Consider the following 21,115-nt stretch of genomic DNA (forward strand, 5'->3'; position numbering starts at 1 on the left):
CGCTGCCGATCCGATTTTGTCCCAGATCAACGACAGGCCGCGCTTCTCGGCCGACAAGGACCACAGCGAGGCTGTCGAGCGGTCGCTTGTCACCGCCGCCTCCGCGAGGAGACGCGATATGAAAACCATCCTGTTCAATGCGCTCGGAGACCCGGGCAACGCCGGGCGTCTCGATGCCGTGCTCGATATTGCGCGGGCATTCGAAGCACATGTGACGCTGCTCCATTCGGTGCCGTTCGAAGCGAGTGTGGCCATCGATCCCTATGCCGCCACATTCGCCGCGCTTGCGCCAGTCTGGCAGGACGAGGCCAACCGCGTGCGCGACAAGATCATCGCCGATCTCGGGAACGAGGATGTTCCGTGGAACTGGGTCGAAACGGTCGGCCCGACTGCGCGCGCCCTCCTCAAGGAGTCCGCGCTGCAGGACCTGATCGTCGTCGGGGCCCGGGACCCGCAGGCAATCGATGCCGGGCCGTCATTTACAGCCGGCGAACTGGCGGTGACGGCCGATTGCCCCGTACTGGTGCTGCCGGAGAATGCTTCGCGGTTTGACGCTACTGCTCCGGTGCTGGTGGCATGGGATGGATCGGCCGAGGCATCGCACGCGCTCAAGGCCGCAGTGCCATTCCTTCGCAAGGCCAAGGATGTGTATCTGGCGGTGGTCAAGGAGGCATCGAAGAGCGAGAAACCTCACGACCTGCCTCCACTCGGCGGTGCTGATTACCTTTCGCGCCATGGGATATCGAGCCAGCTGGTGGAAATCGACCCGCGCGAGCACGTCGTCGCCGAGGCTATCCGCACCGCAGCGGAAATTCGCCATGCCGGTCTCATCGTGATGGGGGCCTATGGGCGGACGCGCCTGTCGGAGCGGATTTTCGGCGGCACGACGCGCGACATGCTCGCGGACGTGCGAATTCCGGTTCTCCTGACGAACTGATGTGAAGAGGGCGGCTTCGGGCCGCCCTCTCGTCAGTTGCGGAAGCTCGGGTCGATCCGGTCGAGCTTGCGCAGCAGGGCTGGCCAGGCGAGGCCGTCGGCGACCATGCCCATGCCGGCGGCGGGCGTCTGGCTCTCGACCTTCTCGGGCGTGCCCTGCGGCGGATTGTTGAGGTTCTCGCGACCCGCACTTAACATGCGGACCTGTGCGGTGCAGGCGCGCTCGATGAAGTAAAGGCGCAGGAAGCACTGGGCCACGGTCTTGCCGATCGCCAGCGTGCCGTGGTTGCGCAGGATCATGGCGTGCTTGTCGCCCATGTCCTCGACCAGGCGCTCGCGCTCCTCGAGGTCGGTCGCGATGCCTTCGTAGTCGTGATAGGCGATGTCGTGGCGCGCGATCATGCCGGTCTGCGTGTGCTCCATCAGCCCTTCGGACATGGCGCTGACCGCCTGTCCGTCGGGGGTGTGGAGGTGCATCACCGCATGCGCATCCTCGCAGTTCATGTGCAGCGCGGAATGGATGGTGAAGCCCGCCGGATTGACCGGATGCGCGCTCGGCAGGACCGGCTGGCCGTCGGTGTCGATCTTGACGAGGCTCGAGGCGGTGATTTCCTCGAACATCATGTCGTAGGGGTTGATGAGGAAATGGTGCTCCGGTCCCGGAACGCGGGCGGAGAGGTGGGTGAAGATGAGGTCGTCCCAACCATAGAGCGCCACGAGGCGATAGGCGGCGGCGAGATCTACACGGACCTGCCATTCCTCGGCGCTCACGGCACCGCGGATGTGGCTGTCGTCATTGGCTGACTTGGTTTCGAGTACGGTGGCCATTGTCGCTCTCCTCAGTTCTGCTCGACTGCCGACTTGTAGATGCTGGTCCGGGGACGCTCGAACAGGCGCATCACCATCGGTGCAAAAAATTCCAGCGGCTCGCTGTCGTAATCCGGATCGAACGCCGGACAGTCGTACTTGTCAATGAATTCGCGCGTCGCCTCGAAATACGGCGAGTCCCGGAAACGGTCGCGCATATCGGGATCGAGGCCCACGAAATGGAAGAAGTTGTTTCCTTGGAAAATTGCATGATGCTTCACGATCCAGTGGAGTTCCTCCGAAACGAAAGGCTGCAGGATAGCGGCGGCGATATCGGCATGGTTGTACGCACCCAGCGTGTCGCCGATGTCGTGCAGCAGCGCCATGACCACGTAATCCTCGGGCTTCCCATCGCGATAGGCGCGGGTGGCCGTCTGCAGGCAGTGGGTCAGCCGGTCGACCGGAAAGCCGCCGAAGTCGCCGTCGAGCAGCTTTAGATGTGCCAGGATCCGCGCCCCGCCGCTTTCGGCAAAGGGCTTCATGTGGGTCATGATGATGTCCCAGTCTTCCTGGGTCCCCTCCGTCATGGTGCGGAAGGCGGCGGTCTTCTCGAGCACTTCGGTCATTACATCGCTCCTCGGCGAAAGTTGCGAATCACCTTCTAGGCGCGCATGAGGCAAAGGAATGCAAAGGACTTATCATTTCGTCGCCATGCCACCGACAAGGGCGGAGGGAGAGGTTCTGTCGGCACTGGTCGAGGTTGGTCGCAGGCGCGACTGCGCGGGTGGCACGCCGGTTCTTCACCGCGGCGACCCGGGAACCGGCTTCTGGCTCATCGAGAGCGGCCACGTAATGGCCTGCCGCTTCGGACCCGAGGGGGAGCGGACTTTGTTTGCCGTGCTCGGACCGGGCGACCTGATTGGCGAGGTCGCATGCTTTGCAGGGGTTACGCAGCAAGTTGATGCGATCACCGAAGGCGAGGCGTCACTCGTGTGGATCGAGATGGCGCAGGTCGAGCGCCTGATGGCGGACAAGCCCCATGTCGCAAGATGGCTGCTGGGGACGCTGGCCAACAAGCTGCGCGCGGCACTCGATCGGGTCGAGGGCGACCAAAGCCTGTCAGCACAAGCAAGGATCGCGCGGGTCCTCGTCGATTTGGCGGCGCGCGAAGGGGCCGAGCTTACGCTGACCCAGCAGCAACTCGCGGACCATGTCGGCGTTTCGCGCGTCACGACCGGGCAGGTGCTTGCCCGCTTTGCGCAGGAGGGCGCGATCGAGCGTGGCTATGGCGGCCTGCGCGTGCTCTCGGTCGAGCGATTGGCGGCTCATTCGGCCTAGGCCTGCGTTGCCGTTCCCGCGACGACATACAGCGTCACCAGAAGCCCCGCGATCAGACCGGCAGGACGGTAGCTGCCGGTGCGCTGCCACACAAAGCTGGCGATGATTGCCAGCGCGGTGAGTACGGGGACGAACTGGATCAGGATGACCGTGCTCAGCGGATCCCAGGCGGTGATGAGGGTGCCGGTTGCGAGAAGCACGCCGTAAATCACCGCGAGCAAACCCGAGATGCCGCCGGTGAGGGCGAGGATGGCGAAGACCGAGCGTCTGGTCGCGCTCTCTCCCGCAACTGTCAGGCCAGCAAGCCCGCGCATGGTGATAAGGAACGCCAGGGTAATCGGGACGACGTAGATCGCTGCGATCCCCCATTGGGCCGCGCTTGGGAACTTGATCGCCACGACCCACAGGCGCAGGTCGGTCAGGAACAGGGCCCCGACCAGCCAGACCACCGCATAGGCGATTGCCGCGATACTCACGGCAAGGACGAGCGAGCGCAGCCAGTCGGGGCGAGTGTCCTCGATCGAAGCCTTGGTGAAGCGTCCGACGAGCAGGCTCAAGCCCGCGCCCAGGAGTGCCCAGACGGTCACTTGCGTCGTAACCATCTGCGGCAGGAATGGCGTTGCCGGTACGAGCAGGTAGATCGCGCCGAATACGGGAAAGAACAGAACTGCGGGCACGATCGTGGTGAGGGCGAAGTCACGCTTCCATGCCCGGTCCAGGGCGTTCCTGGCGGGGATCGGGGTGCCGCGCAGCGAAGCGAAGAACGGGTGGCGCAGCAACAGGTCGATTGCACCGAGAATGACCATGACGAAGCCGACAAGACCGACGCCCGTGCCGATCTCCTTCCACAGCCAGGTCTGGTTTTCGGCGGTGAGGGGCTTACCCCCATCGAGCGTCGCAGCGAACCAGTCGGCGGCATCGCCGATGGCGGCATGCGAGAAATGGTCGCCGGGGTGGGTGGTCGCTGGCTGGTAGAGCCTGCGCGCGGTCCCGGCTGCAATGTCGCCGTAAGTGCGGCCCAGTTCGACATCGGTATCGGTCCCGAACACAGCCTGCAGCTTCTTGCTTTGCGCTACGTCCGCCGCTCGGTCGACGCCCCACATGAGCTGCGAAAACTCGTCGTAAGTGCTGAAAACGAGGCCCAGGTTGCGCGGCCAGCTCGGCGATCCCTCCTGCGCGAAGGGCGCGCCTGTCGATGACCCTTCAAGAACTACAGACTTGTACGCATCGGGCATGGTCGCTGCCGCAGCGAGGACGGTCCAGCCGCCCATGGAGTGGCCTTCGAGGCCGATATTGTCCTTGTCCACCATCGGCAGCGAGCGAAGGTAGGTCAGCCCGTCGGGACCGCCGAAGCCGTTCGAGAAGGCGGGCCCGTCGCTATAGCCGTGCCCGGTCTGATCGAGCGCGAGCACAACATAGCCGCGCCGAGCGAACTCGATCGCAAATCCATCCTGCGTCTCGCGCGAATTGATGTAGCCGTGAACTGCGAGAATGCCCGGAGCAGGCGTCTCGGGCGTGGCATTGGCAGGGACGTAGAGCAGGGCGCTCATCTGCTTGCCATCGGTACCGGTAAAACGGACATCGGTGACGGTAGTGCCGCCTGCCTCGCGGACCTGCTTGGCGAGAAATCCGCCAGCCAGGATCAGCAAAAAGCCCGCTACTAGCAACCACCAGCGCGGCTTGTCGGTCGCCTGCCCCGTCACGCCATTTGTCGCCATTCGCTCGTTCCCCCTCGGGATGAGCGTCTAGCAAGCTTGGTCGGGCGTGACTATCCGCGCGAGGAAGCGCCGGGTTTGCCCTTGAACGGCTTGCCCTTGCCCTTGAATCCCGGCTTGGGCTTTCCTGCGAACGGCTTGCCGCCGCCTGGCTTGCCTTTGTAGCCGCCGGGCGCCTTGCCGCCCGGTGCCTTGCCGATCGGACGGGGGCGAACGCGCGGACCGCTGGCATTGTCGCGGTCACGGCGGTTCTGACGTGCCTCGAAACGCGGGCCTTCTGCAGATTCGACGATCTGGATGGCGTCCTGCTCGTCGTCGGGCGAGGCGGTGCGGGCCACGGCGTCGGCGAACTTGGCGGCGATGACGCGAGGAATCTGGAAGTAGGTCTCGAACCCGCCGACCTTGATCGCGCCAATTTCATTGCGGGTGATGTGCCCGCGGCGACAGATCAAAGGCAGGATCCAGCGCGGCTCGGCGTTCTGGCGACGACCGATGTCCATCTTGAACCAGACCACATCCTCGAAGCCCGGGCGGTGACGCTCGGCCTTGGCCTTCTCGCGCGCTTCGGGCGTGTTTGCGAGCAGCTCTTCCGGCTGCGGCATGCTGGCGCGATGCGAATGGACGAGCGCGGCAGCGATATCCTCGGGCGGCATGCGCTTCATCAGATCGGCGGCGAGCTCGCGGTCGTCCTCGTCGAACTCGCGCGGTTCGGTCAGGCGCTCCATCAGGCGCGTGCGATCCTTGGCGCGGATGGCCTCGGGCGTGGGGGCGTCGAGCCATTCCGCCTCGATCCGCGCGCCGCGCAGCAGGCCTTCGACCCGGCGACGGCGGTTGTAGGGAACGATGATCGCCGCAATGCCCTTCTTGCCCGCACGGCCGGTACGGCCAGAGCGGTGCTGGAGCGTCTCCGCATCGCGCGGGATTTCGACATGGACGACGAGGCTCAGCGAAGGCAGGTCGATCCCGCGCGCCGCGACATCGGTCGCAACGCAGACGCGAGCGCGACGGTCGCGCAGCGCCTGCAGCGCCTGGTTACGCTCGGACTGAGAGTGCTCGCCTGACAGCGCGACGACGCCGAAGCCGCGCTCCTGCAGCGTCGCGTGGAGGTGCCGCACATTGTCGCGTGTGGCGCAGAACAGGATCGCGGTCTCCGCCTCATGGAAGCGCAGGAGATTGACCACCGCATGCTCGATCTCGGACGGACCGACGGTGATGCACTGGTAGGAAATATCGCCGTGACCACGATCCTCGCCAACGAGGCTGAGGCGCAGCGCATCGCGCTGGTAGCGCTCGGCCAAGCGCTCGATCGGGCGCGGCATGGTGGCAGAGAACAGCAGCGTGCGACGGCTGTCGGGCGTCGCGTCAAGGATCTCCTCGAGGTCTTCGCGAAAGCCCATGTCGAGCATCTCGTCCGCTTCGTCGAGGACCACGCCGACAAGACCCGAAAGGTCGAGCGCGCCGCGTTCGAGGTGGTCGCGCAGGCGACCCGGCGTGCCGACCACGATGGCCGGCCCGGCCCGGAGCGCACGGCGTTCCTTGCTCGCGTCCATCCCGCCGACGCAGGTCGCGATGCGCAGGCCGGCCCCGGCATAGAGCCAGCCGAGTTCGCGGCTCACTTGCAGCGCAAGTTCACGGGTGGGCGCAATGACAAGCACCAGCGGTTGCTCGCTGAGCGGCATATCGCCGATCTCGCCAAGCAGTTCGGGGGCGAGCGCGAGACCGAAAGCGACGGTCTTGCCGCTACCCGTCTGCGCCGAAACGACGAGATCGCGGCCCTGCGCATTGGGTGCAATAACGGCGGCCTGGACCGGAGTGAGAGCGCTGTAGCCACGATTCGCAAGCGCATCGCCGATCACCGGCGGAAGGGTTTCAAAAGACATGGGTTCTCGATTCTATCGACAGCGCGGCGCGGCGGGGGGCTGGCGCTCTGGCACTGTTCGGGCGGGCCTATAGCAGGCCTGGCCCGGTTTGGCTCGCGGTTTTTTGTGCAGGTGCGAAAGGGGCCGTTCAGCCTTCTTTTTTCACCCGTCGCCGCATCATGCCTTCCTGCGCCACGCTGGCAACAAGCTCTCCAGCGCGGTTGAAGATGCGACCGCGGTTGAAGCCTCGGCCGGATCCGCTCCACGGGCTGTCGGTGGCGTAGAGCAGCCATTCGTCGGCGCGGGCCGGGCGGTGGAACCAGATCGCATGATCGAGGCTCGCGCCGACCAGCTCGCCGCGCATCCAGCTGAGGCCATGGGGCAGCGCACTGGTGCCGAGCAGGGTGAAGTCGCTGGCATAGGCGATCACTGCGCGGTGCAGCGCCGCATCGTCAGGCAGGGGCGCGACGGCGCGGAACCAGCTGTGGGCTTTCGGCTCGCTCGGTTCGCGGTTCATCCAGTGCAGCCGGCCTGCCGTGCGCATGTCGATGGGTCGGGGACGCAGGAAGATCGCGCGCTGCGCTTCGGGCATGCGGTCGCCGGCGCGTTCGGCAATCTCGCGGCGGATGTCCATGTCGCTCTGGAGTTCCTCGGGTGGCGCGACATCGGGCATTTCGACGTCGTCATGTTCGAGGCCTTCCTCGGGTCGCTGGAAGCTTGCGGTGAGGTTGAGGATCGGCCTTGTGCTGCCATCCGTGTCCACTTGGCTCGCCACCACACGGCGGTTTGCGAAACTGCGCCCGTCAAAGTCGCGCGCGGTGCGGTAGGAAATGTCGATCCCTTCCTCGCCGCCGCGGAGGAAGTAGGCGTGGAGCGAATGCGCCTCCAGTCCCTCGGGTGCGGTGGCCTGTGCGGCCTGCAACGCCTGCGCAATGACCTGTCCACCGAAGACGCGACCGACGCCACCGACCTGCTTGCGGCCGGTGAAGGCATCCTCGCCATCGCGGGTGACGGTCAGCAGGCGCACGAGGCCTGCGACAAGTTGCTCGGTGGTTCTCGTATCGCTCACGAGAGCGGCTTTGCGGCGACCTTACGCTTGCGTCAAGCGCCGCATCACGCGCCATGCGGTCGACTTTGCACTGTTGGACGCGGGCCAGCGTCCCGGTGCGCGCGGCTTTAGGCCCATCCGCCGCAAAGTGCCGTTGAAAGATCGGGCGTAGGCCTCGGCATAGCTCCACTCGCTGCGCCAGGTAATGGAAAGCGAGATCGAGCTTTGGGCGCCGTTGCGCACGAAATGCGGGGCCATCACGGGGACGAATACAGCCTCGCCAGCATCGAGCGTATAGGCCGTGCCCCCTGCCAGCAGCTCGTCACGCCAGGGCAGTTCGCGAGGGCCGCCGAGGTGGTAGCTCTCATGCACCTCGTCTGGGGCGAAACGCGCGTCGCCTGCCGGGAACTGGGTCATGGTCTTGGTCCCGGCGAGCTGGAGCAGGATATTGTGCTCTGGGTCGAAATGGTAGGGCGTGACGGCGTTCGGGCTGGAGATGAAAATATAGCCCTGCGGCGTCAGCATGGCGCCGGTCTTGCTCTCGATGACTGGCCGGATTTCGTCGAGCAGGTCGAGCAGCAGGGAACGATATTCTGGCACCTGCTCGATGTTCTTGAGCACGGCCCAGCTGTCGCTGGTGGCGATCTTGCGGATGGTTTCCCCGATGGTCAGGCCCGACGCATCGGGCTTGCCATCGACGCCGATCGGCAGATTGCCGCGATTGTACTCGATGCTGGTGACCGGCAGCGCTTCGGCCAGCCCCGCGAGACCGTCGAGCGAAAAGCGCTCGTTGCGCTGCAGCGAGTGACGCAGCACATGCGGGGTCTCGGGATAGTTGGCAGCGAACGTGCTGCGGGATTCTGGTGGGAAGGCGGTCATTTCCGTCGGCTCCAGCGCCATTCTTCGAGTTTTATCCAGGCCTCACCCACCCAGCGACGCGGGCCGCGTCCGATGGCCACGCTCTGCCACACGATCTCGCGCCGTTCGCGCCAGATGTGGTCGATCATGGCGTGATCCTGCGCGGCGCAGCTGTCGCACCATTCGATCGTCGGATCGTCAAGCAGGTCGAGATTGGCGAGTTGCAGCTGCACCCCGGGCGAGAACCGCGCGAGGTCCTCGTCATAGGCGGTCTTGAACGAGAAGGCGCCGCGACCGGCGAGGAAGGTGGCCAGCATGGCGATCGGGCGGCCGTCGAGTGTTAGCGAGAGACGTTCGAGCCGGCCCATCCGCGCGGCGCTTTCGATGGCGGAGCGGAAAAGGTGCTCGGTTTCGGGATTGCTCGAAAGCGCGGAGCTTTCATTGCCCTTCCAGCCGCGAGCCTCAAGGGCGAGGAAATCCGCGATCCAGTAATCAACCTGTGCGCCATCGTGCGAGCGGATCAGTTCGAGCGCGCCCAATTCGCCGAGACGCTTGTATTGGCGACGCAATTCCTTGCGCTTTTTGGCGGTCAGTGCCTCTTCGCGATATTGCGCGGCAGTGAGATCGGAAGAAAGCAGGGCCCGCTTTTGCTCCATGACAGTGCGCAGGGAGCGCCGCTGGTCCTTGCAGACCTTGTCGAGCGCTGCGGCCAATTCCCCGTACCTAGGCTGCTGGGGCAGGTGGAGGAAAAGCATCCGGGCACCCGTCCGATCGCACCAGGCGAGGTAATTCGACCAGAAATCCGCCTCGTGGCCCGCCGCGACCAGCGGGCTGCCGAGGAATGCATTGTGGTGCATCCAAATGGCGCAATTGGGAATGCTGCGCGCGTGGTACGAGTTGGCTTGGTGATGGGGCACCAGGCCGACGAGCTTCGCATCGGCCACGAGAAGCAAAAGCATGACGCTGCCGCCGGGATCGAAGGCTTCCAGCGCCGGTCTCAAATACCACGGTTCGAAGAATGGGTTGGGGGTGGAGGCGCAATCGGTGAGGCGCTGCCAGTGCGGTTGCAGCGTTGCGAGGTCGAGCCGGTTCCAAGGCAACGCATGGAAGCCGTCGCGCAGCCCGAGCGGGGCCGCGACCCCGTCATGGGCGCGGTCGGCTGTTGCCACCGGATCGGCCAGTCCCATCGGCCCAACTACCCTCCTGTCGCGAACCATTTCGCGGTGTGCGCGCGTCATACCGCATCTGCGCTGAAAAAGACTTAATCCTCCAAAAAGCAAAAGGCGGCGGCACCCGTAGATGCCGCCGCCTCGTTTCCCGGACTAGGATCCGAAGAAGTTAGCCCGCGGCGAGAGCTGCGAGAAGCAACAGCGCGACGATGTTGGTGATCTTGATCATCGGGTTCACGGCAGGGCCGGCGGTGTCCTTGTATGGGTCACCGACAGTGTCGCCGGTCACGGCAGCCTTGTGGGCTTCCGAGCCCTTGCCGCCGTGGTTGCCGTCTTCGATGTACTTCTTGGCATTGTCCCAGGCGCCGCCGCCGGCGGTCATGGAAAGCGCCACGAAGAGACCGCCAACGATAACGCCGAGGAGCAGTGCGCCCAGCGCCGCGAAGCCATTGGCCTGGCCTGCAATCGAAGTGATCACGAAGTAAACCACGATCGGGGCAAGAACCGGCAGCATCGAGGGGATGATCATCTCCTTGATCGCAGCCTTGGTCACGAGGTCCACGGTCCGCGCGTAATCGGGCTTGGACTCGTAGGTCATGATGCCGGGGTTGTTCTTGAACTGCTCGCGCACGTCGACCACCACGTCACCGGCTGCGCGGCCCACGGCGGTCATGCCCATCGCACCGAAGAGGTACGGGAGCAGCGCGCCGAGCAGCAGCCCGACGATAACATACGGGTTCTCGAGGCTGAAGTTGACCGTCAGGTTCGGGAAGAACTCGCGAAGGTCGGTGGTGTAGGCAGCGAAGAGAACCAGCGCGGCGAGGCCGGCCGATCCGATCGCATAACCCTTGGTCACGGCCTTGGTCGTGTTACCCACGGCGTCGAGCAGGTCGGTTTTCTCGCGAACGCTGTCGTCGAGACCGGCCATTTCGGCGATGCCGCCGGCATTGTCGGTCACCGGACCGTAGGCGTCGAGCGCCACGACCATGCCTGCCAGCGCCAGCATCGCGGTAGCCGCATAGGCGATGCCGATAAGGCCCGCGAGCGAGTAGGCGATGATTATGCCTGCGACGATGACGATGGTCGGCAGGGCGGTCGATTCAAGGCTGATGGCGAGACCCTGGATCACGTTGGTGCCGTGGCCCGTCTCCGAAGCCTTGGCGATCGAGCGGACCGGGCGATAGTTGGTGCCGGTGTAGTACTCGGTGATCCAGATGATCAGGCCGGTGATCGCAAGGCCCAGCAGCGAGCAGAAGAACAGCGCCATGCCGTTGAACCCGGTGCCCGGAATCTCGGTGGCCATCCCGCCAAGAGCATAGTCGGTCACGACATAGATCAGCGGAATCGACAGGATCGCGGTGACGAGGAAGCCCTTGTACATCGCACCCATGACATTCGTGCCGCCGCCGAGGCGGACGAAGTAGGTGCCGATGATCGAGGTGAGGATGCATGCACCGCCGATCAGCAGCGGGAGCGCCATCATCGGCATCAGCAGTTCGCCGAGGCCCTTCATCAGCAGCGCGGTCAGGACCATGGTGGCACCGACGGTGACGACATAGGTCTCGAACAGGTCGGCAGCCATGCCGGCGCAGTCGCCCACGTTGTCGCCCACGTTGTCGGCGATCACTGCCGGGTTACGCGGATCGTCTTCAGGGATGCCTGCCTCGACCTTGCCGACGAGGTCGGCGCCGACGTCGGCGGCCTTGGTGAAGATACCGCCACCCAGACGTGCGAAGATCGAGATCAGCGAAGCTCCGAAGGCGAGGCCGACGAGGCCGTCGATCACGTGGCGGTCATTGGCGGCGTAACCGGCGGGGCCGGTCAGGTACCAGAAGAACACCGCAATCGCGAGGAGGGCGAGGCCCGCCACCAGCATGCCGGTGATGGCGCCTGCGCGGAAGGCAAGGGTAAGACCCTGCTGCAGTCCGCTTTGCGCCGCAGCGGCGGTGCGAACGTTCGAACGGACCGAAATGTTCATCCCGATGAAGCCCGCCACGCCCGAAAGGATCGCGCCGATGACGAAGCCGGTGGCCGGAATGGCGCCGAGGAATACGAACACCAGCACGGCCACGACCACGCCGACGATGGCGATGGTGGTGTACTGCCGCTTCAGATAGGCCTGCGCACCTTCCTGAATGGCTGCAGCGATTTCCTGCATCTTTTCGTTGCCGGCGCCGCTGCCCAGCACCTGGCGGCTGGTGACGAAGCCGTACACGACGGCCAGCAATCCCAGCAGGATGGAAATGGTAACAAGATCCACGGAAAACTCCCCTCCCGTTTGATTTTATGATTGATGCGACCCGACGCAACAAACGCCGGAGCATGTGCGCGAGGGGTATAAGGACGACTGATTGCGTGACAAGGCCGAAAAGCGCAGCAATCCGCGCTTATTCCCCCGCCTTGGCCGAAAGTTCAGTGCCTGTAGCCGAGATTGCCCTGCGGCGGGCTGCCGTCGAGGAGGATCGGGTGCCCCCCGGCCTTGAGCACGCTGCCGATCCGGTGGATTTCGAAGCGCTCGCCGAGATCGGCCGGTCCGCTAAGAAGCAGGACATAATCGTCGCCCCAGCGCATTGCCTCGTCGAGCCGGTCCGGTGGCGTAATCCGTGCGACCGCATCGCTATCGATGGCGAGCGTGCAATGGCTCGCGGCTGAAATGCGCGAGGCGTCGAGCAGAAGCCCGTCCGAAATGTCCATCATCGCGCTGGCGTGAGGGGCAAGCGCGCGCCCGAGCTCCAGCTGGGGGCGCGGGCGTGTATAGGCCAAGTCGCTCGCTCCGGTACGGTCGCGCAGCGCCTCGAAACCGAGCATTGCCTGTCCGATGGGACCGCCGATCCACAGCGCCTCGCCGGGTCGTGCGCCCGACCGCGATGGCACGGGACTAAAGGTCGCGCGACCTATTGCCGTGCAACCCCAGACTCGTTGCCCCTCGCCGCGCACAGTATCGCCACCAAGCAGGGCCACTTCGTATTCGGAGCAGATTTCGCGAAGGCCCGTGATGAAACGCTCGTCGCCCTCGCCAAGCATGTGCGATACGAGGATGCCGACTGGCTCCGCTCCCTTCGCGGCCAGGTCGGAGAGATTCACCGCGACCAGCTTCCATGCGATGTCTGCCGGGTCCTGGCCTTCGAGGAGATGGACGCCTTCGACGAGTGTGTCGTGAGTGATCACGAGCGTCTCGCCACCGATCTCGATCACGGCGGCGTCGTCGGCAAGTCCGCGTGCAGCGGGTGACGTCGCAAGTGCGCGCAAGCTGGCGATGAAATCGAATTCGCCGCTCACGACTTTCCGGGAAACTCTGCCGCTGCCATAGCTGCCGCACATTGCATGGAGGCTTCGACGTGTCACTAACCTTCCGCCTTGCCCTTGCCGCCCTTTCGCTGTCCGTCCCGGTCGGCGCTGCGGCGCAGGACGTGCCGAAGCCTGCCGTGCCGCAGGTGAGCTCCGGAAAAATCGTCTGGTGGTCCGACTTCGCCCCGGCCCAGGACGTCGGTGTCAGTGACATCTGGGTCTGGCTGCCAGCAGGTTACGCGACGCACCCCAAGCGGCGTTTCCCGGTGCTCTACATGCACGATGCGGAGAATATCTTCGATCGCCGCCTGTCGAACTTCGACAAGGAATGGGCGATGGACGAAGCGGTCACGCGCCTCGCGGCGCGCGGGGACTTCCGCGAGTGGATCATCGTCGGGCTGCGCAGCCCCAAGGACCGCTATCAGACGCTGTTTCCGCAGAAGCTGATGGATCACCTGCCCGAGGAGTACCGCAAGTCGGTCCTGTCGATCGATTTCCCGGGCATCGCCGCAGGTCCGCAACTGCGCGGGGACCGCTATGCAGCGATGGTCACCAAGGACCTGAAACGCCGCGTCGATGCGACGTTCCGGACCCTGAAGGGACCGGAAGACACGGCGGTAATGGGATCATCGATGGGCGGGCTGATGAGCCTCTACCTGATTGGCGAGTATCCCGAGGTCTTTGGCCAGGCGGCGGGCCTCTCGACCCATCTGCCGCTGTCAAATCCCGACGAGGGCGACAGCGAATTGCGGGCCAAACAGGTTGCTGAGGCGTTCTCGGCCTATTTCGCCACGACGCGTCTCGATCCGGTGCGGAACCACATCTACATCGATCATGGCACTGCCACGCTCGATGCGTTTTACGCACCATACTTCGCGCGTTTCGGGGAGATGATGGCGGCGCGCGGCTGGGCCGGGCCTTCGTTCGAGAGCCGGGCCTTCTTCGGGGCCGAGCACGAGGAGAACGCCTGGGCCCAACGGGTCGACATCCCGCTCGGCTTCCTCGACCGGAAGGACCCTTGAAGGACTAGCGCCCTGCTTCCTTGGCCACCGCGTCGAGGATTCCGTTGACGAATTTCGCCTCGCGGTCGTCGAAGAAGGCCTTGGCGACGTCGACGTACTCGCTGATCGATGTAGCCTTGGTCACATCCTGCCGCGCGAGCAGTTCGTAGGTCCCGGCTCGCAGGATCTGGAGCATGGTCTTGTCGAGGCGCGCCAGCGTCCAGCCCTCGGCAAGACGGCCAGCCAACAGGTCGTCGATCTCGCCGCGGCGGGCATCGACGCCCGAAACGACGTCGTCGAAGAAGTCGACATCGGCGTCGGCATATTCCTCGTCCTCGACCACTTGGCCGATACGGTGCTGGTGGAACTCGTCGAGCAGGCGGGCAAGGGCGGTGCCTTCCATCTGCTGCTGGTAGAGCGCCTGGACGGCGGCGAGGCGGGCGGCCGAACGGGCCTGCGAGCGGGAATTCTGGGTCACTTGTTCAATCTCACGGCAATCGAGAGGGCGTGGGCGGGAAGGCCCTCGGCCTCGGCAAGGCGGATGGCAGCCGGTCCGATCGCGGCGAGCGCGGCATCGGAGGCGTCGATGAAGCTGGTGCGCTTCATGAAGTCGAGCACTGAGAGCCCGCTGGCGAAACGGGCGCGGCGGCCGGTGGGAAGCACGTGGTTGGGGCCGGCGATGTAGTCGCCGACGGCTTCGGGTGTATGGCGGCCGAGGAAAACGCTGCCGGCATGGCGCATCTGCTCGAACAGCGCCTGTGGGTCGTCGACCATGAGTTCGACGTGCTCGGCAGCGAGGCGGTCGGAGAGGGCAGGGGCCTGGTCGAGGCTATCGACGATCACGATAAGGCCGTGCGCGTCCCAGCTTGCCTTGGCGGTCTTGGCAGTGGCCAGCTTCATCAGCGCAAGGTCGATGGCATCGCCCACCTGCCGGGCCAGCGCCTCGCTGTCGGTGATCAGGATCGACTGGCTGGTCGGATCATGCTCGGCCTGGCTGAGGAGGTCGGCGGCGATCCATTCGGGATTGTTGTTGGCATCGGCGATCACCAAGATTTCGCTGGGCCCGGCGACCATGTCGATGCCGACCACGCCGTAAAGCTGGCGCTTGGCCTCGGCGACCCAGGCGTTGCCCGGACCGGTGACGACATCGACGCGCTTGATGCGGTCGGTGCCGTAGGCCAGCGCTGCAACCGCCTGGGCCCCGCCGACGCGCCACATCTCGTCCACGCCCGCGATATGCGCAGCGGCGAGGACAAGCGGATTGGTCTGGCCCTTGGGTGTCGGGGTGACGACGACGAGGCGCTCGACGCCGGCAACCTTGGCCGGGATTGCGTTCATTAGCAGCGATGACGGGTAGGCAGCGCGACCTCCCGGGACATAGAGACCTGCGGCATCGACCGGCAGCCAGCGCGCGCCGAGGCGCATGCCGATATCGTCGGTGTAATCGCGGTCCGCCGGCAGCTGGTTCTCGTGGTAGGAGCGGATGCGCTGTGCGGCGGTGTTCAGTGCACTGTTCAGTGCCGGATCGAGCGCTTCATACGCAGCCTTGCAGGTTTCGGCAGAGATACGCCAGTCGTCCTCGGTGGTGAGGCGGTGGTCGTCGAAGCGCATCGAATATTCCACCAGCGCGGCATCGCCACGCTCGCGAACTTCGTTGAGGATGGTCGCGACATCGCGCTGCACATCGACGTCGCTCTCGCGCCGGTCGCGGACTATGCGCCTGAACTTCTTGTCGAAATCCGGGTCTGTCGTGCGGAGCAACTGCATCACACGTCCCTGCGGAATGCGTCGACCAGCGCGGCGACGCGTGGATCGGTCTTGAGAGCGGCACGGTTGACGATCAGCCGAGCGCTGATGTCGAGGATGTGTCCCGTCTCGACGAGGCCATTGTCCTTCAGCGTCTGGCCGGAGGAAACGAGGTCGACAATCCTGCCTGCCAGTCCCAGTGCAGGGGCGATTTCCATTGCGCCGTTGAGTTTCACGCACTCGGCCTGCACGCCGCGCTGCTCGAAAAAGCGGCGGGTCAGGTTGGGGTACTTGGTGGCAACCCGCACATGGCTTGCCCCGTCGACACTGGCGGCGCCTTCTTTCGGTTCGGCGACCGCGAGATGGCAGTGGCCGATATCGAGATCGACCGGCGCATAGAGGTCCGCGTAATCGAATTCCTCGATCACGTCGGAACCGACGATGCCCAGTTGCGCGGCACCGTGCGCGACGAAGGTTGCCACGTCGAAGGCACGTACCCGAATGATGTTCATGTCACTGCGCGTGGTCGCGAAAGTCAGCGAGCGGTTGGCCTTGTCGTGGAAGGCGTCTTCGGGCACGACGCCGGCACGCGCCATCACGGGCAGCGCCTCGTCGAGGATGCGCCCCTTGGGTACGGCGAATGTCAGGCTGTCGCTCATGTCGCGGGCAGATAGGCAAGCGCTTGCGAAAGGGCAACGTATATGGGTGATTCCGGGCAAAGACCGCACTACGAGAAGATGGATATCGACACCAAGGGTGACGGCGCGGTCGGCAAGGGGTTCCGCAACCAGGTCGCCTATTGCCTCAATAACGGAGCTCCGATCACCGCCCGGGTGGTCACGGCGATCTGGGCTGCGATCGAGGGTGGGCTCGACAATGCGCTCGCTCGCCGGATTGCCGAATGGCAGGGCGCGCCCTTGGCCGATGCGCTTCCGTTGCGGATCGCTGGAGGCCTGCACTGGCTCCATCTGACGGGACGTGAGCCGGCATTGGCTCCCATCTATCGCGGCATAGGGGCAGACGATGTTGCGATCATCACCGACGCCATGACAGCACACGAAGCGCAACTGCTGCCGTGGCTCGATGGGCCTCCGCAAACCAATGAAGCAGGCCGGTCGAGCAATTTCATCGCCGCCATGCTGTGGCTTGCCGGCAAGGGCCTGCCGCCGCGCTTCGAATGCCTTGAGATCGGGTCGAGCGCGGGCATCAACCTAATGCTTGATCGCTACCACTATGATCTCGGCGGGGTGCAGGTCGGACCGGCGGACGCGGTGATGCACTTCAAGCCGGAATGGCAGGGGACTGCTCCGCCTGACAGGCAGATCGAGATCGTTTCGACCAAGGGATGCGACGTTGCGCCGGTCGATCTGACCGACCCGAACCAGTCCGAACGGCTAATGGCCTACATCTGGCCGGAACACACGATCCGTTTCGAGCGGATGGAGGCGGCCATTCGTGCTGCAACCGAGCGCAAGCCCGACCTGACGAAGATCAATGCAGCGGAATTCGTCGAGCGCGAATTGGCAAAGCCGCAGGAGCCGGGCACCACCCGGATGCTGATGCACTCGATCGTCTGGCAATACGTTCCTGCCGACCAGCAGGAGAGGGTGACTGCAGCTATGGAGGCCGCAGGCGCTAAGGCTACGGCCGAAACTCCGCTAGCGTGGGTATCGGTCGAGGCCGACCGGACCGTCCACCGCCACAATCTCAAGGTGCGCTACTGGCCCGACGGAGCAGAAGCGACGCAACTCACCTGGTCACACGCCCACGGCGCCGACATCGAGTGGCTGGGTAACTAGGCGGTCTTTTCGAGGAAAGCTTCCATCGCCGCATTGAAGGCTTCGGGTGCTTCCCACTGGACGAAGTGACCGGTCCCCGGAACCTGCACCACTTCGGGGTTGTCGATGACTTCATCGAGCCCTTCGAGGTTGGCAGGCGGCAGCGCCATGTCATCCATCGCCCAGATCACCAGCGTCGGGATGGCCAGCTTGGGCAGGGGGAAAGGCTGGTAATCGGCGGGGAGTTCGTAGGGCGCGTCGAGCGAAAGCACCTCCATCGGGCTCGCACGATAATAATTGAGCATGCCGAAGGCGGCGTCGGGATTCGACCAGTCCTGGAGCAGTTGCGCCTGTTCCTCCGGGTCCATCGACGTGGTGACTTCGCGCCCCTCGAAGGCCTTCATCAGCACTGGGGCCAACCCATGCTCGCGGATCATCGGATCGTTCGCCGGGTCGCGGAAGATGCGGAAATACTGGCTCGCCTCGCGCTGCTGGCGGTTGGTGTAGAGCAGCTTGGGGAAGAGCACCGGATGTGGCGCGTTGGCGATGATGGCTCGCGTAACCCGACCGTTCATCATCCCGCCGTAAGCGACGCCCCAGGCAATCGCGCCGCCCCAGTCGTGACCGACGATGGTGAACTTGTCGATGCCCAGTGCATCCATCAGAGCAAAGGCGTCGCCGATCATCTTGTCGGGCGTGTACTCCGACACTTCCTGTGGCTTTGAAGAGCTGCGATACCCCCGCTGGTCGGGTGCGATACAGCGATAACGATCGGAGAAATGCGCGATCTGGTTGCGCCAGGTGCGGTGGCTTTCGGGAAAGCCATGGAGGAACAGCAAGGCCGGTGCATCGCGCGGTCCCTCGTCGACCACGTCGAGGTGGATGCCGTTGGCGAGATCGACACGCTTCTGTTCCATGGTCAGCCCTCCGCCTTCATCTTCTCCATATAGCCCGCTGCGACCATGCCTGCGACCTGGTCGAGCAGCTGGTCGGGCGTGCGACGCATCTCGCCCATCGCTTGTTCCATCCCGTTGGCGACGATGATCTCGCGTTGTCCTGCTTCGACCGCATCAATGATGCGCTGTGCTGCCTCCAGCGGCGGGATACCGTTATCGATGACGCTGTCGCTGCGTCCGCGCTTGCTGCCGTCGGAGGTGAGCGCATTGCGGCTGACGTCGGTGGCGACAGAGCCGGGGTAGATGACATGGACCTGCACGCCGCTTTGCGAAAGTTCTGCACGGAGCGCGTCGGCATATCCGGCGAGCCCGAACTTGGCCGCGCAATAGGCCGTGCGCATCGGAACGCCGACCTTGCCCGCGATCGAGCTGATGAACAGAAGGTGCCCGCTACCGCGCTCGGTCACATGCGGGAGCAGCGCCTGCGTCGCCGCGATCTGTGCGGTGAGGTCGATGTCGATGATCTCGCGGTAGACCGCGATGTCGGTATCGACCGCTGCGCTGCGCTGGGAAACTCCGGCATTGGCGACGAATATGTCGACCCCCTTCCACGCGACTGCCTTGTCTGTCGCTGCCCACATCGCAGCGTCGTCGCGGACGTCGAAGGGCAGGATCAGCGTCTCGGTCGGCAAATCTGCCGCGACTTCCGCAAGGCGCGCCTCGTCACGTCCGGACAGAACAATGTTGGCGCCTCGGCTGGCCCATTCGCGTGCAAGCGCTGCGCCGATGCCGCTGCTCGCGCCAGTAATCCAGGCGGTCTTGCCTTCGAAACTCATGTTGGTCCCCTCACGGATAGGTTACGGTATTCGGCTCGCCGTCGGGGAGTGGAATGTATTCCTCCTCATCCCCTGGAACCTTGGGAAAGCGACCCTCGCGCCAGTCAGCTTTCGCTTGCTCGATACGCTCGCGGCGCGAGCTGACGAAGTTCCACCAGGCATGACGGCGTGTTTCGAATGCCTCGCCGCCGAGCAGCATGACCCGCGCTCCGGTCGCGCTTTCCAGTGTCATGTCACGGCCCGGCTGCAGGATGGCCAGTTCGTACTGGTTGAGGTCATGTCCATCGACGCTGGCTTCTCCTGCAACAAGCATGACCGCGCGTTCGTCGGCATCTTCCTCAAGCGGAATGGCGCCGCCCGCTTCGAGCAGGATTTCTGCGTAGATCGTGTCGGCGTAAGTGGTCGTGGGGGCGCGCTCGCCCCAAAGCTCGCCCATGATGACGATTGCGCGGGCACGACCGTCTTCGATGATCGGCAGGTCGGTGACCGCCTCGAATGTGGGATCGATCTCTTCCCGCCCATCTGGAAGAGCGAGCCAGGTCTGCATTCCAAATAGTCGTGGTCCGTTCTTGCGTTCGGATTCAGGCGACCTTTCGGAATGAACGATGCCCCTGCCGGCGGTCATCAGATTCACCTGCCCGGGGCGGATGGTCGAGAACGTGCCGAGACTGTCGCGATGGTCGATCGCACCCTCGAACAGCCAGGTAACCGTCGCGAGGTTGATGTGGGGATGCGGGCGGACATCCATGCCGGTACCAAGATCAAGCTGGGCCGGGCCAAACTGGTCGACAAAAATGAAGGGCCCGACCATCGTCCGCTTTCGAGCGGGAAGGACGCGCCGGACCTCGAATTGGCCAAGGTCGTGGGTGACCGGAGTGAGCGTCTGTTCGAAAAGGCTCATCCGTCGCCCTCCTATGCCGTTGGTGCAGATGCGTGGATGGCGAGGGCGTGAACCCGTTGTCCGGGTATGTCCCCGAGTGCGCGATTGACCATTCTCTGCCTGTCCAGGCGGGACTTGTCGGCAAAGGCGGCTGCCTCGATCACAACCGTGAAATGTGATTCCCCGCTGCCATCGTCGCCCGAGTGGCCATGGTGCTTGGCGCTGTCATTGATGACCTCGAGCCGCGTGGGCCGGAATGCCTCGGTGAGAAGGCGCTCCATTTCCTGCTGGACGGGTCCGCTCATGAGCCAAAATCTCCTTTGCAGGGGTAGCCATAGCGCATCCTGCTCCCCATTCTAGAACGAATGCGCCAAACAAAGTTTCACGGACGTTACGAAGCCGAAGGGCGAACCTGTGCGCACCCTTCTTGCCGGGAAGCAGGCGAATTTCGCGCGCCGGGCATGCGCGGGCATGGTTTCGACGGTCCGGGCGAATGGCAGTGGCTGTGCCTTGAGCACGTACGCGAATTCAATTCCGGCTACGACTGGTTCGAGGGCATGAGCGCCGAGGAAATCTTCGAAGCGCAGTCGCCTGCCAGCGGTTGGCGGACGGAAAGTCCGAGTTTCCGTTCCAATGCCGGCGTCGACGGGATGCCGCGCTGGGCCGACTATGACGACCCACTCGATGCCATCGCCGCGCGGGCCGCAGGCATCAAAAGTCGTGCCCGGCGCGAGGCGGAACTGGCCATGGACGGCCGCTTCAGTCGCGAGGAAGCGATGGCGCTCGAAGAACTTGGGCTCGGCACCGACGTCGATCGCGCGAGACTGCGACGGCGCTACTCCGAACTGGTCCGGCGCTACCATCCCGACCGAAATGGCGGTGATCGCACGCACGAAGCACAACTGGGCAAGGTGGTCGAAGCGTACCAGACCTTGCGCAAGTCGCGGGCGATCGCCTGAC

Annotated in this window: 21 protein-coding genes; 5 read left to right on the forward strand and 16 right to left on the reverse strand. The window is 64.5% G+C overall.

Annotation, left to right across the window (positions count from 1 at the left end; all coding sequences use genetic code 11):
• Positions 1-118 precede the first annotated feature (118 nt).
• Entirely contained in the window at positions 119-937 is an 819-nt protein-coding gene (locus tag RAM60_RS02985) for a universal stress protein (RefSeq protein WP_369025633.1), read from the forward strand.
• Positions 938-969: 32 nt separating this feature from the next.
• On the opposite strand, the gene RAM60_RS02990 is transcribed toward RAM60_RS02985, so the two are convergent.
• Together RAM60_RS02990 and RAM60_RS02995 are read right to left on the reverse strand one after the other, a co-directional pair.
• Positions 970-1,764: a class II aldolase/adducin family protein gene (locus RAM60_RS02990; RefSeq protein ID WP_369025632.1), complete on the reverse strand. Its 795-nt coding sequence runs from the start codon at positions 1,762-1,764 to the stop codon at positions 970-972.
• An 11-nt stretch (positions 1,765-1,775) separates the two neighbouring features.
• The gene (locus RAM60_RS02995) at positions 1,776-2,369 is read right to left on the reverse strand and encodes an HD domain-containing protein (protein ID WP_369025631.1); all 594 of its coding nucleotides are present in this window, start codon (positions 2,367-2,369) and stop codon (positions 1,776-1,778) included.
• 58 nt (positions 2,370-2,427) lie between these two features.
• Between RAM60_RS02995 and RAM60_RS03000 the strand changes: the two genes are divergently transcribed.
• Positions 2,428-3,081, forward strand: a complete 654-nt coding sequence (locus tag RAM60_RS03000; RefSeq protein ID WP_369025630.1) for a Crp/Fnr family transcriptional regulator — start codon at positions 2,428-2,430, stop codon at positions 3,079-3,081.
• Here RAM60_RS03000 and RAM60_RS03005 read toward each other — a convergent pair.
• The 7 genes from RAM60_RS03005 to thiL form a co-directional block, all read right to left on the reverse strand.
• Positions 3,078-4,799 (reverse strand): alpha/beta hydrolase family protein, encoded by a 1,722-nt coding sequence (locus tag RAM60_RS03005; RefSeq protein ID WP_369025629.1) that lies wholly within the window; start codon positions 4,797-4,799, stop codon positions 3,078-3,080. The genes RAM60_RS03000 and RAM60_RS03005 overlap by 4 nt on opposite strands.
• A 50-nt stretch (positions 4,800-4,849) precedes the next feature.
• A complete protein-coding gene (locus tag RAM60_RS03010; protein WP_369025628.1) occupies positions 4,850-6,676 on the reverse strand; it encodes a DEAD/DEAH box helicase in 1,827 nt (608 codons plus the stop codon).
• Positions 6,677-6,803: 127 nt separating this feature from the next.
• Positions 6,804-7,724, reverse strand: coding sequence for an acyl-CoA thioesterase (locus RAM60_RS03015; protein ID WP_369025627.1), 921 nt, complete (start codon positions 7,722-7,724; stop codon positions 6,804-6,806).
• A 21-nt stretch (positions 7,725-7,745) separates the two neighbouring features.
• Positions 7,746-8,603 (reverse strand): transcriptional regulator, encoded by an 858-nt coding sequence (locus RAM60_RS03020; protein WP_369025626.1) that lies wholly within the window; start codon positions 8,601-8,603, stop codon positions 7,746-7,748.
• Positions 8,579-9,799, reverse strand: a complete 1,221-nt coding sequence (locus tag RAM60_RS03025) for a GNAT family N-acetyltransferase (protein WP_510640154.1) — start codon at positions 9,797-9,799, stop codon at positions 8,579-8,581. The genes RAM60_RS03020 and RAM60_RS03025 overlap by 25 nt, the downstream gene beginning before the upstream one ends.
• 100 nt (positions 9,800-9,899) lie before the next feature.
• A complete protein-coding gene (locus RAM60_RS03030; RefSeq protein WP_369025624.1) occupies positions 9,900-11,990 on the reverse strand; it encodes a sodium-translocating pyrophosphatase in 2,091 nt (696 codons plus the stop codon).
• Positions 11,991-12,142: 152 nt separating this feature from the next.
• Complete coding sequence (gene thiL / locus RAM60_RS03035) at positions 12,143-13,009, reverse strand: thiamine-phosphate kinase (protein WP_369025623.1); 867 nt, start codon at positions 13,007-13,009, stop codon at positions 12,143-12,145.
• 59 nt (positions 13,010-13,068) lie between these two features.
• Here thiL and RAM60_RS03040 point away from each other — a divergent pair, with 59 nt between their 5' ends.
• Positions 13,069-14,040: an alpha/beta hydrolase gene (locus RAM60_RS03040; protein ID WP_369025622.1), complete on the forward strand. Its 972-nt coding sequence runs from the start codon at positions 13,069-13,071 to the stop codon at positions 14,038-14,040.
• A 4-nt stretch (positions 14,041-14,044) separates the two neighbouring features.
• Here RAM60_RS03040 and nusB read toward each other — a convergent pair whose 3' ends face one another.
• From nusB to hisG, 3 genes are read right to left on the reverse strand one after another with little or no spacing between them, the layout of a single operon-like run.
• Positions 14,045-14,497, reverse strand: coding sequence for a transcription antitermination factor NusB (nusB, locus tag RAM60_RS03045; RefSeq protein ID WP_369025621.1), 453 nt, complete (start codon positions 14,495-14,497; stop codon positions 14,045-14,047).
• On the reverse strand, positions 14,494-15,786 hold the full coding sequence (gene hisD, locus RAM60_RS03050; RefSeq protein ID WP_369025620.1) for a histidinol dehydrogenase: 1,293 nt from the start codon (positions 15,784-15,786) through the stop codon (positions 14,494-14,496). The genes nusB and hisD overlap by 4 nt, the downstream gene beginning before the upstream one ends.
• On the reverse strand, positions 15,786-16,424 hold the full coding sequence (hisG, locus tag RAM60_RS03055; RefSeq protein ID WP_200983038.1) for an ATP phosphoribosyltransferase: 639 nt from the start codon (positions 16,422-16,424) through the stop codon (positions 15,786-15,788). Before hisG ends, hisD begins: the two co-directional genes overlap by 1 nt.
• A 42-nt stretch (positions 16,425-16,466) precedes the next feature.
• Here hisG and RAM60_RS03060 point away from each other — a divergent pair, with 42 nt between their 5' ends.
• Positions 16,467-17,564, forward strand: a complete 1,098-nt coding sequence (locus RAM60_RS03060) for a DUF2332 domain-containing protein (RefSeq protein ID WP_369025619.1) — start codon at positions 16,467-16,469, stop codon at positions 17,562-17,564.
• Here the strand turns inward: RAM60_RS03060 and RAM60_RS03065 are convergent.
• The 4 genes from RAM60_RS03065 to RAM60_RS03080 are packed head-to-tail and all read right to left on the reverse strand — an operon-like array spanning position 17,561 to position 20,460.
• Positions 17,561-18,460: an alpha/beta fold hydrolase gene (locus RAM60_RS03065; protein ID WP_369025618.1), complete on the reverse strand. Its 900-nt coding sequence runs from the start codon at positions 18,458-18,460 to the stop codon at positions 17,561-17,563. The genes RAM60_RS03060 and RAM60_RS03065 overlap by 4 nt on opposite strands.
• 2 nt (positions 18,461-18,462) lie before the next feature.
• Positions 18,463-19,275 (reverse strand): SDR family NAD(P)-dependent oxidoreductase, encoded by an 813-nt coding sequence (locus RAM60_RS03070; protein ID WP_369025617.1) that lies wholly within the window; start codon positions 19,273-19,275, stop codon positions 18,463-18,465.
• Positions 19,276-19,285: 10 nt separating this feature from the next.
• A complete protein-coding gene (locus RAM60_RS03075) occupies positions 19,286-20,176 on the reverse strand; it encodes a pirin family protein (protein WP_369025616.1) in 891 nt (296 codons plus the stop codon).
• A gap of 11 nt (positions 20,177-20,187) precedes the next feature.
• Positions 20,188-20,460: a BolA family protein gene (locus RAM60_RS03080; protein ID WP_369025615.1), complete on the reverse strand. Its 273-nt coding sequence runs from the start codon at positions 20,458-20,460 to the stop codon at positions 20,188-20,190.
• A 60-nt stretch (positions 20,461-20,520) separates the two neighbouring features.
• On the opposite strand from RAM60_RS03080, the gene RAM60_RS03085 reads away from it, so the two are divergent.
• A complete protein-coding gene (locus RAM60_RS03085) occupies positions 20,521-21,114 on the forward strand; it encodes a J domain-containing protein (protein WP_369025614.1) in 594 nt (197 codons plus the stop codon).
• The last annotated feature ends 1 nt before the right edge of the window (position 21,115 follow it).

Origin of the sequence: Qipengyuania sp. RANM35 (assembly GCF_041021145.2) — a bacterium.
Classification (GTDB): domain Bacteria; phylum Pseudomonadota; class Alphaproteobacteria; order Sphingomonadales; family Sphingomonadaceae; genus Qipengyuania; species Qipengyuania soli.